The organism is Spongiibacter sp. (genome assembly GCF_041602295.1).
In the GTDB taxonomy this organism is placed as follows: Bacteria; Pseudomonadota; Gammaproteobacteria; order Pseudomonadales; family Spongiibacteraceae; genus Spongiibacter.
Genome location: NZ_JBFIGO010000011.1, coordinates 12,648 through 26,752, shown reverse-complemented (window position 1 = coordinate 26,752; position 14,105 = coordinate 12,648). Strand labels below are relative to the sequence as shown.

General features: G+C 59.6%; 14 protein-coding genes. All 14 read left to right on the top strand.

The window, feature by feature from the left end:
* Window positions 1-81: 81 nt before the first annotated feature.
* The 14 genes from ABYM29_RS03910 to ABYM29_RS03845 all read left to right on the top strand — a co-directional run bounded on the left by ABYM29_RS03910 (window position 82) and on the right by ABYM29_RS03845 (window position 14,095).
* Window positions 82-1,734: a FadD3 family acyl-CoA ligase gene (locus ABYM29_RS03910; RefSeq protein ID WP_372862367.1), complete on the top strand. Its 1,653-nt coding sequence runs from the start codon at window positions 82-84 to the stop codon at window positions 1,732-1,734.
* On the top strand, window positions 1,731-2,246 hold the full coding sequence (locus ABYM29_RS03905; protein ID WP_372862364.1) for an Lrp/AsnC family transcriptional regulator: 516 nt from the start codon (window positions 1,731-1,733) through the stop codon (window positions 2,244-2,246). The genes ABYM29_RS03910 and ABYM29_RS03905 overlap by 4 nt, the downstream gene beginning before the upstream one ends.
* 3 nt (window positions 2,247-2,249) lie before the next feature.
* The gene (locus ABYM29_RS03900; protein ID WP_372862362.1) at window positions 2,250-2,741 is read left to right on the top strand and encodes an Lrp/AsnC family transcriptional regulator; all 492 of its coding nucleotides are present in this window, start codon (window positions 2,250-2,252) and stop codon (window positions 2,739-2,741) included.
* Between the two features lie 137 nt (window positions 2,742-2,878).
* Window positions 2,879-3,754 carry a CoA transferase subunit A gene (locus ABYM29_RS03895; RefSeq protein ID WP_372862360.1) on the top strand — a complete coding sequence of 292 codons (876 nt, stop codon included), beginning with the start codon at window positions 2,879-2,881 and terminating at the stop codon, window positions 3,752-3,754.
* A 21-nt stretch (window positions 3,755-3,775) separates the two neighbouring features.
* Window positions 3,776-4,579, top strand: a complete 804-nt coding sequence (locus ABYM29_RS03890) for a CoA-transferase subunit beta (RefSeq protein WP_372862358.1) — start codon at window positions 3,776-3,778, stop codon at window positions 4,577-4,579.
* A 76-nt stretch (window positions 4,580-4,655) separates the two neighbouring features.
* Window positions 4,656-5,729: an NAD(P)H-dependent flavin oxidoreductase gene (locus tag ABYM29_RS03885; RefSeq protein ID WP_372862355.1), complete on the top strand. Its 1,074-nt coding sequence runs from the start codon at window positions 4,656-4,658 to the stop codon at window positions 5,727-5,729.
* Entirely contained in the window at window positions 5,722-6,477 is a 756-nt protein-coding gene (locus ABYM29_RS03880) for an enoyl-CoA hydratase family protein (protein WP_372862352.1), read from the top strand. The genes ABYM29_RS03885 and ABYM29_RS03880 overlap by 8 nt, the downstream gene beginning before the upstream one ends.
* 48 nt (window positions 6,478-6,525) lie before the next feature.
* Entirely contained in the window at window positions 6,526-7,698 is a 1,173-nt protein-coding gene (locus ABYM29_RS03875) for an acyl-CoA dehydrogenase (RefSeq protein WP_372862349.1), read from the top strand.
* 10 nt (window positions 7,699-7,708) lie between these two features.
* The gene (locus ABYM29_RS03870; RefSeq protein ID WP_372862347.1) at window positions 7,709-8,758 is read left to right on the top strand and encodes an acyl-CoA dehydrogenase family protein; all 1,050 of its coding nucleotides are present in this window, start codon (window positions 7,709-7,711) and stop codon (window positions 8,756-8,758) included.
* 51 nt (window positions 8,759-8,809) lie between these two features.
* Window positions 8,810-9,958 (top strand): acetyl-CoA C-acetyltransferase, encoded by a 1,149-nt coding sequence (locus ABYM29_RS03865; protein ID WP_372862344.1) that lies wholly within the window; start codon window positions 8,810-8,812, stop codon window positions 9,956-9,958.
* Window positions 9,959-10,200: 242 nt separating this feature from the next.
* Window positions 10,201-11,085, top strand: coding sequence for an SDR family oxidoreductase (locus ABYM29_RS03860; protein WP_372862342.1), 885 nt, complete (start codon window positions 10,201-10,203; stop codon window positions 11,083-11,085).
* A 35-nt stretch (window positions 11,086-11,120) separates the two neighbouring features.
* Window positions 11,121-11,660, top strand: a complete 540-nt coding sequence (locus ABYM29_RS03855; RefSeq protein WP_372862339.1) for a YfaZ family outer membrane protein — start codon at window positions 11,121-11,123, stop codon at window positions 11,658-11,660.
* A gap of 34 nt (window positions 11,661-11,694) precedes the next feature.
* Window positions 11,695-12,855, top strand: a complete 1,161-nt coding sequence (locus ABYM29_RS03850; protein WP_372862336.1) for an acyl-CoA dehydrogenase family protein — start codon at window positions 11,695-11,697, stop codon at window positions 12,853-12,855.
* A 49-nt stretch (window positions 12,856-12,904) separates the two neighbouring features.
* A complete protein-coding gene (locus tag ABYM29_RS03845) occupies window positions 12,905-14,095 on the top strand; it encodes an acyl-CoA dehydrogenase family protein (RefSeq protein WP_372862333.1) in 1,191 nt (396 codons plus the stop codon).
* Window positions 14,096-14,105: the final 10 nt, after the last annotated feature.

The following is a 14,105-nucleotide window of genomic DNA, read 5'->3' as shown; positions in this document are numbered from 1 at the left end:
GATATTGCTACGCATAGTCTTGTTGTCATGCGGTTCTGCTTCTAGACTCTAAATTTCTGTCGATTTTTCAGGGTCACCGCCATGTCTTCGTCCAATACGCCGTCTACGACTTCAACAGATCGCGCAGACAGTCTCGCTGAACGCACCTTGCCGCCGCTGACGGTGCCGCGCCTACTCGGCTGGGCCGCCCAACAATATGGCGACAAAACCGCGGTTCGCGGGGAGGCTGGCGATATCAGTTATCGCGCACTCAATGATCTGCGTCGTCAGGCCGGGCGCGCCTTTTTGGCGCTCGGCGTAGAAAAAGGCGAGCGAGTGGCGATCTGGGCGCCAAACAGCGCCCAGTGGATTGTCGCTGCGCTGGGTTTGCAGTCGGTGGGCGCGGTGCTGGTGCCGCTCAATACCCGTTTGCAGGGGCCGGAAGCGGCGGATATTTTGCGCCGCGCCGGGGTGACGGTGCTGCTTACCGTGGCCAAGCTTGAGGGGGCGGTGCCCGCCGAGGTCGTTGCCGATCAGTCGCTGCCGTCGCTGCGCCACAGTATTCGCCTGGACAGCGCCGTCGACGAGGGCCAGCAGCTGGGTTGGCAAAGTTTTCTCGCTAAGTCGGCCGCTGCCGATGATGCCGCCTTTATTGCCTTGGAGCGCTCGATCAGCCCCGAGGACAGCGCCGACATGTTGTTTACCTCCGGGACCACCGGCAAGGCCAAGGGCGTGCTCTGCAGTCACGAGCAAAACATTCGCGTATTTGCCACTTGGAGCGATACCGTGGGGCTGCGCGCGGATGACAACTACCTGATTATCAATCCATTTTTCCACTCTTTTGGCTACAAGGCCGGCTGGTTGGCGGCCCTGATCAGCGGTTGCACGATTTTCCCCATGGCGCAGTTTGAGCGCCGCGCGGTGATGGAAACCATTGCGCGGGAGCGCATCAGCATGTTGCCCGGCGCGCCGTCTTTGTACGAAATGCTGCTCGCCGCCCCCGAGCGCGGCAACTACGATTTTTCCAGTCTGCGCTTGGGGGTGACGGGCGCGGCGACGGTGCCGGTAAAGCTGGTGGAAGACATGCGCAGCGAGCTGGGTTTTGAAACCGTGGTAACCGCCTATGGGCTCACCGAGTCCACCGGGGTGGTGACCATTTGCCGCCCCGACGACGACCCGCAGACCATCGCCAACACCTGCGGCCGGGCAATGCCGGGCGTGGAGTTGAAGTGCGCTGACCCGCAAACCGGTGAGGCGCGTGCCCCCGGCGAAGAGGGTGAGGTGTGGCTGCGTGGCTACAACGTCATGCAGGGCTATTTCGATATGCCCGAGGCCACCGCCGAGGCGATTACCGAGGACGGCTGGCTGCGCACCGGCGATATTGGGGTGCTGGATGAGCGCGGCTATCTGCGTATCACCGATCGTCTGAAAGATATGTACATCATGAACGGCGAAAACGTCTACCCCGCCGAGGTGGAGAAGTTGCTCTACGGCCTCGACGGCGTGGCGCAGGCGGCGGTGATTGGTGTGCCCAAGGCGCCCCAGGGTGAAGTTGGCATGGCCTTTATTGTTCGCCGCCCCGGCGCCGAGCTGGATGCGGAGGCGGTGAAAGCCTTCTGCGCCGGCAAACTGGCCCGCTATAAACAGCCATTTTATGTGGAATTTGTTGAGGCGCTGCCGATGAATGCCTCGGGCAAGGTGCTTAAAACCGAGCTGGCGGCGCAGGCCAAGCAGCTGCTCGGCGGTGCGGCGTGAATATTTCCGGTGGCGAAAATGGCCTGTTGGCGGCTGCGGACGAGGTGTTGGGCAGTGGCATGGACGAAGTCGATTTTCGCATTGTTGCCCTGCTGCGCCGCGACGGTCGCATGCCCTACAAGACCATCGCCGCTGAGTTGGCGTTGACGGAGGCCACGGTGCGCTCGCGGGTGCGCCGTATGGAGGAGGCCGACAGTCTGCGGGTAGTCGCCGTTACCGATTATGAAGCGGTCGGCTACAGCATGATGCTGGCGGTGGGTATTCAGGTGGAAGGGCGCGCCGCGGACGAGGTTGCCGAGGACTTGGCGGGCTTTGATCAGGTGTTTTCCGTCTGTCAGGTGGTGGGCACCTTGGATATCGAGACCTTGGCGGTGGCGCGTGACCAGGATGATTTGAATCATCTGCTGGGGCAACTGGCGGCGGTGCCGGGGGTGCGCAAGCTGGAGCCCTCGGTGGCGCTGGATGTGTTGAAGAATCAGTCCAACTGGGTGCCCTTCGGGCACGGGGTGTAAGTCGTGCACAAGCATCAGCTGGATGAGTTGGATCTGAAAATTCTCGACGGCCTCGCCCACGACGCCCGCACCAGTAACCGCAAAATTGCCGCCGAGCTGGGAATTGCCGAGGGCACGGTGCGGGCGCGGATTAAACGCATGGAGGCCGAGGGCTTGGTGAGTATCACCGCGATGACCAATATTGCCCGCCTGCGCAATCCGATTCTGGCCTATATCTGGGTGGAGGCCGAGCGCAGCGCCCAGTGTGAGGATCTGGCCCAGCGCCTGGCGGCGGTGCCGGAGATTGGCTTTGTTGGCAAAATGCTCGGCCGCTTCGACCTGCTGGCCATTACCCTGGTGCAGAACCACGCCGAGCTGGCGGCGTTTTTACACCGCCGCATCAGCGGCTTGCCCGGTGTGCTGCGCACTGAGTGTTCGCTGGGGGTCAATTTTGTCAAACACGACTACCGAATGAGTCGAATTGTAAAAGTCGAGGCCGAAAACGCCGTTGAATAGGATTTTGCGTAATCTGTTTGGCTTATAGCTTAGGTTTTTTTCGTTGGTAAGCTTTAATCTCTAATGTTATGCGTAGTATCTGTGCGCATGACGGCTTGTTTTAAGCGGCAAATCTCGCTTTGTATTAAGGAGTGGACGTGAATAAAGAAATGGCTTTGCAGGAGCTCGTTGGCGAGCTACGCGATGGCATGACCATCGGGATTGGTGGCTGGGGTCCGCGTCGTAAGCCGATGGCGCTGATCCGCGAGATCCTTAAATCCGATCTTAAGGACCTGACCATTGTTGCCTACGGCGGCGCTGATGTCGGCATGCTGTGCGCGGCCGGCAAGGTGAAGAAGGTGGTGTTTGCCTTCGTGTCGCTGGACTTTATTCCCCTTGAGCCCTATTTCCGCCAGGCCCGCCAGAACGGCGCGATCGAGGTCATGGAAATCGACGAGGGCATGATGCTGCTGGGGCTGCGCGCGGCGGCCTGGGGCTGCCCGTATATCCCCACTCGCATTGGCCTGGGTACCGATGTGGTCACCCACAACCCCGATATCAAAGTGATCGACAGCCCCTACGACGACAAGGCGTGGTTGGCGATGCCGGCATTGAAACTCGATGCGGCGCTGATCCATGTCGATCGCGCCGACCGTCGCGGCGTCTGCCAGATTAAAGGCCCCGACCTGTATATGGACGACTGGATGGCGCGCGCTGCCGACAAGACCTATGTCAGCTGCGAAGAGCTGGTCGACAGCGACTACTTTGCCGAGGGTGACGAAGCCCGCTATGTGTTCTGGGAGCGCACCATGACCAGCGCGGTGATCCCGGTAGCCGGTGGCGCTCACCCGAGCTCCTGTGCGCCGGCCTACGGTTTCGACGTGCCGCACTTCCAAGAGTACAACGCCTCGGCGAAAGAAGGGGGCTTTGAGGCCTACTTCGACAAATACATCAAGGGCCGCAGCGAAGCGGAATATCAGCAAGCTGTGGGTGGCCTGGACGCCATTCGCCAACTGCCGCTGCCTGTTTACTGATCGGTCTGAGGAATCATTGCTATGACTACCCCTGCAACAGAATACAGCCTGGCCGAGCTGATGATTTGTGCCAATGCCAGTGCCTACGACAACGACGGTGAAGTACTGGTTACCGGTATCGGCGTACTGCCGCGCATCGCCGCCAGCCTGGCGATGCTGAGCAGCAATACCGATATCCTGATGACCGATTCGGAGGCCTGGTTGCTGTCCGAGCCCAACCCGGTGGGCAAGCGCCCGGCGGACTTCAAGGCGAAAACGGAAACCTGGATGGGCTTTAGCCGCATTTTTGACAATGTCTGGAGCGGTCGCCGCCATCTCACTGGTGGCCCCACTCAGATCGACCGCTTCGCCCAGGCCAATATTTCGGCCCTCGGCGGCGACTACAACAAGCCTAAGATCCAGATGCTGGGCGTGCGCGGTTTCCCCGGTAACTCGATTTGTCACGCCAACAGCTACATGGTGCCGCAGCACAGCAGCCGCGTGTTCATCGACGGCGAGTGCGATGTGGTGTGTACCATTGGCTACAACCCGGAGCGCCTGCCCAAGGGCTATAGCTTTGACGAAATCGACGTGCGCCAGGTCTACACTAATCTGGGTGTATTCGATTTCCGCGGTCCCAACCGTCAAATGCAAATTGTCAGCCTGCACCCCGGGGTAACCGTGGAAGAAGTGCAGGAAAACACCGGTTTCCCGGTACACGTTCCGGAAAACGTGCCGACGACGGCGGCGCCGACCGAAGAACAGCTGGAGATTATCCGCCGCATTGACCCGCACAACCTGCGTGCCAAGCAGCTCAAGGACAATCCTCCGGGCGTGCGCGCCTAAGAGCGGTCGCGCATCACTAACACCGGCCGCATTGCGCGCCGGTGTTTTGTCGATTCTAAGCAGAGCTAAATTACCTATGTCGACGCTACTCAACACTCGCATCACCGAATTGCTGGGCTGCAAATACCCGATTATCCAAACCGCTATGGGCTGGGTGGCTGATCCCAAGCTGGTGGCGGCCACGGGCAATGCCGGTGGTTTTGGCTTTCTCGCCGGGGCGACGATTCCCCCCGAGCGCATGGAGGCGGATATCCTCGAAGTGAAGTCGCTCAGCGATGCCAACTTCGGGGTGAATTTTCATATGTACCAGCCCAATGCCGCTGAGATTGTCGATCTGGTGATCAAGCACGGCGTTAAGGCGGTGAGCTATTCGCGCTCGCCGGGCAAGGAAATGGTTGCCAAGCTGAAGGCGGCCGGCGTGGTTTGTATGCCCACTGTGGGCCTGCCCAAACACGCGGTAAAAGCGGTGGAAATGGGCGCCGATGCCGTAACGGTGCAGGGCGGTGAAGGCGGCGGTCACACTGGCGCGGTGCCGACCACGCTGTTGCTGCCGCAGGTGGTTGATGCGGTGGGCGATAAAGTGCCGGTATTGGGCGCGGGTGGTTTTAAAGACGGTCGCGGTCTGCTGGCGGCGATGGCGTTTGGCGCCGACGGTATCGCCATGGGTACGCGGTTTTTGCTGACCAAGGAAAGCCCGGTACCCGAGGCGACCAAGTTGCGCTATCTGAGCTGCAAAGATCCGGCGGCCATTATTCGCACGACCGCGCTGGACGGTATTCCGCAGCGGATGATCCTGAATAACTTCCTCAGCGAATTGGAGCAGGCGAGCCCGCTTAAAAAGCTGCTGATCGCCCTGCGCAATGGTTTGGCGTTTCGCAAATTTACCGGTGCCAGCTTGAGCTCGCTGCTGACCTCGGCACTGGCGATGACCCGCGACGGGGAAATGACCAAGGCCCAGGCCATTATGGCGGCCAATGCGCCAATGATTATTCAAAAAGCCATGGTCGACGGCCAGCCGGACGACGGCGTACTGCCCTCGGGGCAAGTGGCGGGCGTGATCGATGAATTACTGAGCTGCGAAGCATTGATTCGCGGCATTGTTGACGAGGCCGAAGCGCGCTTCGCAAAAATGGGGAACTCACATGACTAAGCCATTTAGCTGCAATATCAGCGACAGCGGCATTGCCGAACTGGTATTTAACCACCCGCCGGTCAATGCCTTTAACAGCGATGGCTGGCTGGCCATTGCCGATGAAATTTACGCCCTGGGCAACAACGAGCAGGTGAAGTGCATCATTATCGCCGCCGAGGGGCGCGGTTTTTGCGCCGGTGTGGACATTAAAGAGCTGGCGGCTAATCCGGCGATGATCACCCGCGTCAACAAGGGTAACTACGAAACCTTTAAAGCCATTCACCGCAACCAGAAGCCGGTCATTGTTGCGGTACACGGTTTTGTACTGGGCGGTGGCATTGGCATCAGCGGCGCCGCCGATATTCTGGTGGCCTCAGAGTGCGCCACCTTTGCGGTGCCGGAAGTGGATCGCGGTGCGATGGGCGGCGGCGCGCATCTGCAGCGGATGTTCCCGGTACAGAAAGTCCGTCATATGTACTTCACCGGTGAAGCTATTGACGCCCAGGAGGCCTATCGCCTGGGAGCCATTGAGAAAGTAGTGCCCCGCGACCAGCTGATGGCGACGGCGCGCGACATTGCCGAGAAGATTGCCGCCAAGTCACCGCGCATGGTGCAACTGGCCAAAGAAGCCTTGAATGGCATTGAAGACGGCAACCTGGAAGACAAGTACCGCTGGGAACAGGGTTTTACCCAAGAGGCCTATGCCGATCCCGATTCTCAAGAGGCGAAAGATGCCTTTGTTGAAAAGCGCGACGCTAAATTTTGATTGCAGGGTGACGTGGTCCACCATCACCCCACAACACGAGAGTTAAGTATGCAACTCGAATACACCGCAGAACATCAGGCCTTTCGCGAAGAAGTTCGCGCCTGGCTGAAGGCCAATGTCCCCGCAGAGCCACTGAAAACCTTTGATACCGAAGAGGGCTTTCAACAACACCGCGAGTGGGAGGCCAAACTCTACGAAGGTCGCTGGGGCATGATTACCTGGCCCGAAGAAATGGGCGGTCGCGGAGCCGACCTGCTGCAGTGGCTGATTTTTGAAGAAGAGTACTACGCTGCCAAGGCACCGCTGCGGGTCAACCAAAACGGGATTTTCCTGCTCGGCCCCACGCTGATGGAATACGGCACCGACGAGCAGAAGAAACGCTTCCTCAACGGTATGGCCACTGGTAAAGACATTTGGTGCCAGGGCTGGTCGGAGCCCAATGCCGGCTCGGATATGGCGGCCATCCGCTCGCGCGCCGAGCTCAGTGAAGACGGCAAGCACTACATTATCAATGGCCAGAAAACCTGGTCGACTCGCGCGGTGTGGGCGGACTGGTGCTTTGGCATGTTCCGCACCGACCCCGAGTCGCAGCGCCACCACGGGCTGACGTTTATCTTGTTGCCGCTGGATTTGGAAGGCGTCACCGTGCGGCCGATACCCCAGCTCGACGGCCTGCCCGGTTTTGCCGAGATCTTTTTTGACAATGTCAAAGTGCCGGTTGAAAACCGTCTGGGTGGCGAGGGTGAGGGCTGGAAAGTGGCGATGGCCACCGCCGGCTTCGAGCGCGGTTTGATGCTGCGTTCGCCGGCCCGTTTCCAGGAAACTGCGCGCCGTTTGGTGGAGCTCTACAAGGCCAATCAAAGCACAGCCGACGAAGACCCCAGCATTCGCGACGCCGTGCTGCGCGCCTATATGGACGCCGAGGCCTACTGCCTGACTACCTATCAAACCGCCTGCCGCTTGATGCAGGGTGGCAAGATTGGCGCCGAAGCATCGACGAACAAGATTTTCTGGTCAGAGCTCGACCAGCAGATGCACGCCACAGCGCTGAAGATATTGCAGACGCGCGGCGAGTTGTTGCCCGAGGCGCCGGATGCCGGTGACGTTGGCAGCTGGCTCGACGGCTGGCTGTTTGCCCAGTCGGGGCCAATTTATGCCGGCACCAACGAAATTCAACGCAACATCATTGCCGAGCGGATGCTCGGTATGCCGCGCAAATAAGGAGACTGACATGGATTTTACCTTTAGCGAAGATCAGCTCCTGTTCCAAGAGTCGGTGCGCGACTTTTTGGTCAACGAGGTTACCCCGGAAAAAATTCGCCAGCTTTGGGAAACCGACAGCGGTCGCAGTGACGAGCTGTGGCAGCAACTGGCGGAACTTGGCCTGACCGGCATCACCGTACCCGAGGCCCACGGCGGTCTGGGCATGACAGAGCTGGATTTCGTCCTGCTGGCCCAAGAGGTTGGCTACGTGGCGCTGTCTGAGCCACTGGTTAACAGCGTGCTGATCGCCACCCCGCTGCTGGTCGAGTGCGGCAACAGTGATTTGGCCGATACCTGGCTGCCGAAAATTGCCAGCGGTGAAGCGCGCGTTGTCGCCGGTTTGGAAATCAACAAACTGGTGGAAGATGCCCACTGCGCCGACCTGCTGCTGCTGGAAAAAGACGGTGCGGTTTACGCCGTCGAGGCGGCCCGGGCCAGTCTGCGGGCCAACGAGTCGGTCGATCCCGGTCGCAAATTGTTTGCCGTGGATTTTGACCCCGCTGCTGCGACCCTGATCGCCGACGGCGCGGCGGCCACAAGCTTGATCGATAACGCGCTGAACCGCGGCGCGCTGGGCGTCGCCGCCCAATGCCTGGGTCTTGCCCAGCGCATGATCGATCTGTCGGTGCAATACACCAGCGAGCGCAAGCAGTTTGGTGTGGCCATCGGCACCTTCCAGGCGGTGAAGCACCATATGGCCAATATCGCCTACAAACTCGAATACGCCAAAACCCCGGTGTATCGCGCGGCCTACGATATTGCCAATAAGCTGCCGCGGGCGGCGCTGTCGGTGAGCCACGCCAAAGTGGTGTCCTGTGAGGTGGCGGATCTGGCGGCCAAGAACAGCATTCAGGTACACGGCGCCATGGGTTACACCTGGGAAGTCGATCTGCATATCTTTATGAAGCGTGCCTGGGCCTTTAACAGCAGCTATGGCACCGCCGGTTTCCACAAAAACCGCGTTGCGGCAGCCGTGCTGGCCGACGGCGCCGCGCTTGGCGCGGGTGCAACCTTTTAACGAGCTGACTCAGCCCGCCGCGTGTGCGGCGGCTGCTACGAGGAAAAGACCATGGCTGAAGCCTATATTGTCGATGCAGTAAGAAGCCCCACTGGGCGCCGCAAGGGCGGATTGGCCCATGTGCACGGCGCCGATCTCGGCGCCCATGTACTGAAAGCGATTGTCGAGCGCAATGGCATCCCCGACAACGAATACGACGACGTGATCTTTGGCTGTGTGGACACCATCGGGCCACTGGCCGGTGACATTGCCCGCAGTGCCTGGTTGGCCGGCGGTTTGTCGCAGGAAGTGCCCGGTACCACCATTGATCGCCAGTGCGGTTCGTCGCAGCAGGCGGTGCATTTTGCCGCCCAGGCCGTGATGTCCGGTACCCAGGATGTGGTCATCGCCGGCGGTGTGCAGACCATGACGCAAATCCCCATTTCTTCGGCGATGATCGCCGCCGAGCCGATGGGCTTTAAAGACCCGTTTTCCGGCTCCGAAGGTTGGGTCGCGCGCTACGGCGCCGAGCCGCCGACGCAGTTCAAATCGGCGCAGATGATTGCCGACAAGTGGGGCTTGAGCCGTCGCGACTTGGAAGAGTACGCGCTGGAATCGCACCGCCGCGCACTGCAAGCCATTGAAGAGGGGCGCTTTGACCGCGAGATTGTGCCCCTGGCCGGGGTGACCACCGATGAAACGCCGCGGCAGTCGACGCTGGAAAAAATGGCTGAACTGGACTTCCTGTTCGGCTGCGACAAAGTGACGGCGGCGGTGTCCAGTCAGACCTGTGACGCCTCCAGCGCGATGTTGATCGTCAGCGAAGACGCCCTCAAGCGCTACAATTTAACGCCGCGAGCGCGCATTCACCACATCAGTGTGCGCGCCGATGATCCGATCTGGATGCTCACTGCGCCGATTCCGGCCACCGAGTACGCACTGAAAAAAGCCGGTATGACGCTGGCGGATATCGATCGGGTGGAAATTAACGAAGCCTTTGCCTCTGTGGCCATGGCCTGGTTGAAAGAAACCGGCTACGACCACGCCAAAACCAATGTCAATGGCGGCGCGATCGCCCTGGGCCATCCGCTGGGCGCCACCGGCACCAAGCTGATGACTACGCTGTTGCACGAGCTGGAGCGCAGTGGCGGCCGCTATGGTCTGCAGACTATGTGTGAGGGTGGTGGCCAGGCGAATGTGACGATTATAGAGCGTCTGTAAACGGCTCCATCTAAACGCCTCTGGCGGTGTTGCGCAGCGATTTTAACTCGGTCATTTACGGCTTTGTAAACTCCCTCGCTAAAAACGCTGCGCGCCTTGCCAGTGACGCTTAGCTGAAGCCCTGAGTTCAGCATCTGTCTGTAATTTGATGAAAAGGTTTGACGGACTTTTGTTCGTGAGTGCTTAGAGAAACTTTCGATGTGGGCCAAGGCTCACACAGAAAACATTAAAGAGGATCTGCAATGGGTATTTGTCAGGATCGCGTGGTTATTATCACCGGAGCCGGTGGTGGTTTGGGGGCGGCGCACGCCAAAGTATTTGCCAGCGAAGGCGCCAAGGTCATTGTTAATGACATTAATCAGGACGCGGCGCAAAAGGTCGTTGACGAGATTACTGCCGCCGGCGGTACCGCCGTGGTGAACACCTCGGACATCACCAACTACGACGATAGCTTGAACGCCGTTAAGCAGGCGATTGACAGCTTTGGCGATCTGCACATCGTGCTGAACAACGCCGGTATTAACCGCGATCGCATGTTTGCCTCGATGACCGAAGCGGATTGGGACGCCATTATGGCGGTGCACCTGAAGGGCCACTTCTGCATCAGCTCCCACGCGGTGCACTACTGGCGCGGCCGTTCAAAAGAAGGTCACAAAGTGGATGCGCGCATTATTAACACCACCTCTGGCGCCGGTCTGCAGGGCTCTATCGGCCAGTCGAACTACGCCGCCGCCAAGGCGGGCATTGCCGCGCTGACCCTGAATCAGGCCGCCGAGTTGGCGCGCTACGGCATTACCGCTAACGCCATCGCTCCGGCGGCGCGCACCGGTATGACCACCGCCGTTGAAGAAATGGCACAGCGCATGGCCAAGCCCGAAGACGACAGCTTTGATTACTGGGCACCAGAAAACGTCTCCTCCCTGCTGGTTTGGCTGGGCAGCGCCGAGTCGGCGGCAGTGAGCGGCAAGGTGTTTGAAGCGGAAGGTGGCAAGATTTCCATTGCCGATGGCTGGCGCAAGGGCCCCGAGGTCGACAAGGGCGACCGCTGGGCACCGGCTGAAGTCGGCCAAGCGGTTGAAAAACTGCTGGCAGAGGCAGTTCCGGCGCAGAAAGTGTATGGTACCTGATTTTCTAGGATCACAATCCACGGAGAGTCATTACCATGAAATTACCGCTTATCGCCGCTTTCGCTCTCGCCGCCACTGCCAACAGCGCACTGGCTGGCGGGGTGGCCTTTCGTTTTGGCGACGACAGCTTTGGCGTGTCGGTCGCCGGCGACCTGAGTTCGGAAAGCAGTGCCCAATTTGATTGGTTGCACCATGAAGACGATGCCGAGCTGGTGTCTTTGGGCCTGTACGCCAATGGCCGTCGCGGTGCGCTGACTGGCCGCGTGGGTGCCAAGGCGGTCACATTGACGGCCGATGATAGCGGTTTTGACGGCGGTGCGGTGGCCTTTGGTGGTGACCTCAGCTTGCCGATTAACGATGTACTGCGACTGCGCTCGGGCATTTATTACGGGCCGGAGGCCACCGGCTTCAGTGATGTCGATGGCTACCGCGAGTGGTCGATCAGCGCGGAAATATCAATCTTTCAAAACTCGGCGATCCAGCTGGGTTTTGGTGACATTGAATTCGATGCCGAAAAAGGCGGTGAATTCGATTTTGAAGACGGTCCCTTCGTGCGCTTACAGCTGCGGCTGTAAACCCGCGAGGTCTCCGTCGTGAACTGGAGTCTGTATGGATTTTGCGTTTACTGACGAACAGCAAATGATCCGCGATACGGCGGAGGCCTTTCTGAAAGATACCTCGACCAGCGAGGCGGTGCGCGCGGCGATGGTCACCGAGCTGGGCTATGACGCCGAGCTGTGGCAACGCCTGTGTGGCGAGATGTACTGGCAGGCAATTCATATTCCCGAGGCCTATGGCGGCCTGGGCTTGTCCTATGTTGAGCTGATGGCGATCGTTGAGCAAATGGGGCGCTATCTGCTGTGTGCGCCGTTTTTCTCTACGGTGTGTATGGCGACCAACGCTCTGCTCTGCGCCGGCTCGGAAGAACAAAAGGCTGAGCACCTCGCTGCGATTTGCGAGGGTAAAACCGCGACGCTGGCCGTTACCAGTGGTCGCAGCTGGCAGGCCGATGGCATTACTGCCGTCTATCGCCAGGACGGCGACGACTATGTGCTCAACGGCGACTACCGCTATGTGGTCGACGGCCACAGCGCTGAGCTGATGATTTTGGCCGCCCGCGCCGAGGGCAGCGCGGGTGAGCAGGGTATTCGCCTGTTTGCCGTCGATGCCAGTGCCCCGGGCATTCACCGCGAATTGCTGCCGACCATGGATCAAACCCGCCGCCAGGCGGCGATCCAGTTGCGTGAGCTGCGCCTGCCCGCCAGCGCGCTGCTGGTCTGCGACGGCGATGAGGCCTGGCCCGCGCTGCACAAGACCCTACAATTGGCCACCATTGCCCTGGCCGGTGAGCAGGCCGGCGGTATGCAACAGCTGTTGGAAGCCGCGGTGGACTACACTCAAGAACGCAAGCAGTTCAATCGGCCGATTGCCAGTTTCCAGTCCATTAAACACAAAGCCGCCGATATGATGATGCGCAATGAAGTGGCGCGCTCGGCGATTTACTACGCTGCCTGTGTGGCCGATGAAGCGCTCAATGGCGGCCCGTTGGCAGGCGAACTCGCCGAGGCAGCGAGTATCGCCAAGGCTTGGTGCTCCGAGGCCTACTTCAAAAATGCCGGTGAGTCGCTGCAAATGCACGGCGGTGTCGGTTTTACCTGGGAATACGACGTTCACCTGTACTTCAAACGCGCCAAGGCCAGCGAGCATTTGCTGGGCAATAGCGATCAGCACCGCGAGCAAGTTGCCGCCCTGCTGTTGGACGGCGAATAAGCTGCGCGTCGATCTGCGTTTGAAACGAATAGGCTAAGCGAGAACAAGTATGAAGTTACAATTCAGTGAAAAAGATGAGGCCTTCCGCGAGGAAATTGCCAGCTGGTTGAAGGCCAACCTCGTCGGTGAGTTTGCCCAGCTTAAATTTCGCGGCGGCCCCGGCGACGAACATATGTTTCCGGAAGAGCGCAAACGCTGGGAGCAAAAACTGGCCGAGGGCGGCTGGACCTGTGTGGGCTGGCCCAAGGAGTATGGCGGCCGCGGTCTGTCGATCGAACAACAGGTGATTTTTTACGAAGAGTACGCCCGCGCCGGCGCCCCCGGCCGCATGGGTCATATCGGCGACGGTCTGGCCGGGCCAACGATTATTGCCTTTGGTAGTGATGCGCAAAAAGCCAAATACCTGCCGGGTAGTTTGGCGGGCACCGAGTTCTGGTGTCAGGGCTATTCCGAGCCGGGCGCCGGTTCCGACCTGGCCAATGTGAAAACCAAGGCGCGTTTTGACGAGGCGACGGGCAAGTGGGTCATCAACGGCCAAAAAGTGTGGACCTCACTGGCTCACGAGTCGGAATACTGCTTTGTGATTGCCCGCACTGATCCCGATTCGGTGGCCCACAAGGGCCTGGGTTTCTTCCTGGTGAAAATGGATCAGCCCGGCGTCACGGTGCGTCCCATTGAACAGATCACCGGCACCTCTGAATTTAATGAAGTGTTCTTCGACGATGCCCAGTGCGATGCTGAAGATATCGTTGGTGCTCCCGGCGACGGTTGGAAGGTGGCGATGGGCCTGCTCGGTTTTGAGCGCGGCGTGTCGACCCTGGGTCAGCAGATGGCCTTTCAGAATGAGCTCAACGAAGTGGTCAAGCTGGCGCGTGAAAATGGCGCCGCCCAAGACCCGCAGATTCGCCAGCGCATTGCCCAGGCCCATATCGGTTTGAAAATAATGCGCTATAACAGCATGCGTATGCTGTCGGGCGACAAGGGCGATGGCAGCCTGCAAAAAGAAGCGCTGATCTACAAGCTGTACTGGGCCACCTGGCACCGCGATCTCGGTGAGCTGGCGGTGGATATTATGGGGCCAGAGGCCGATATTCTGGCGGCGGCGCCCTACGAGCTGAACCGCTTGCAGTCGCTGTTCCTGTTTACTCGCTCGGACACCATCTACGGCGGCACCAACCAGATCCAGCGCAATATTATTGCCGAGCGCGGTCTCGGTATGCCCAAAGAGCCCAAGTGGTAGGCCGCTGGTA

Bases quoted from the DNA above. Each gene is read 5' to 3' on its own strand.
- ABYM29_RS03910 (WP_372862367.1), top strand. From the start codon at position 82: ATGTCTTCGTCCAATACGCCGTCTACGACTTCAACAGATCGCGCAGAC.
- ABYM29_RS03890 (WP_372862358.1), top strand. From the start codon at position 3,776: ATGACTACCCCTGCAACAGAATACAGCCTGGCCGAGCTGATGATTTGT.
- ABYM29_RS03885 (WP_372862355.1), top strand. From the start codon at position 4,656: ATGTCGACGCTACTCAACACTCGCATCACCGAATTGCTGGGCTGCAAA.
- ABYM29_RS03880 (WP_372862352.1), top strand. From the start codon at position 5,722: ATGACTAAGCCATTTAGCTGCAATATCAGCGACAGCGGCATTGCCGAA.
- ABYM29_RS03875 (WP_372862349.1), top strand. From the start codon at position 6,526: ATGCAACTCGAATACACCGCAGAACATCAGGCCTTTCGCGAAGAAGTT.
- ABYM29_RS03870 (WP_372862347.1), top strand. From the start codon at position 7,709: ATGGATTTTACCTTTAGCGAAGATCAGCTCCTGTTCCAAGAGTCGGTG.
- ABYM29_RS03865 (WP_372862344.1), top strand. From the start codon at position 8,810: ATGGCTGAAGCCTATATTGTCGATGCAGTAAGAAGCCCCACTGGGCGC.
- ABYM29_RS03860 (WP_372862342.1), top strand. From the start codon at position 10,201: ATGGGTATTTGTCAGGATCGCGTGGTTATTATCACCGGAGCCGGTGGT.
- ABYM29_RS03855 (WP_372862339.1), top strand. From the start codon at position 11,121: ATGAAATTACCGCTTATCGCCGCTTTCGCTCTCGCCGCCACTGCCAAC.
- ABYM29_RS03850 (WP_372862336.1), top strand. From the start codon at position 11,695: ATGGATTTTGCGTTTACTGACGAACAGCAAATGATCCGCGATACGGCG.
- ABYM29_RS03845 (WP_372862333.1), top strand. From the start codon at position 12,905: ATGAAGTTACAATTCAGTGAAAAAGATGAGGCCTTCCGCGAGGAAATT.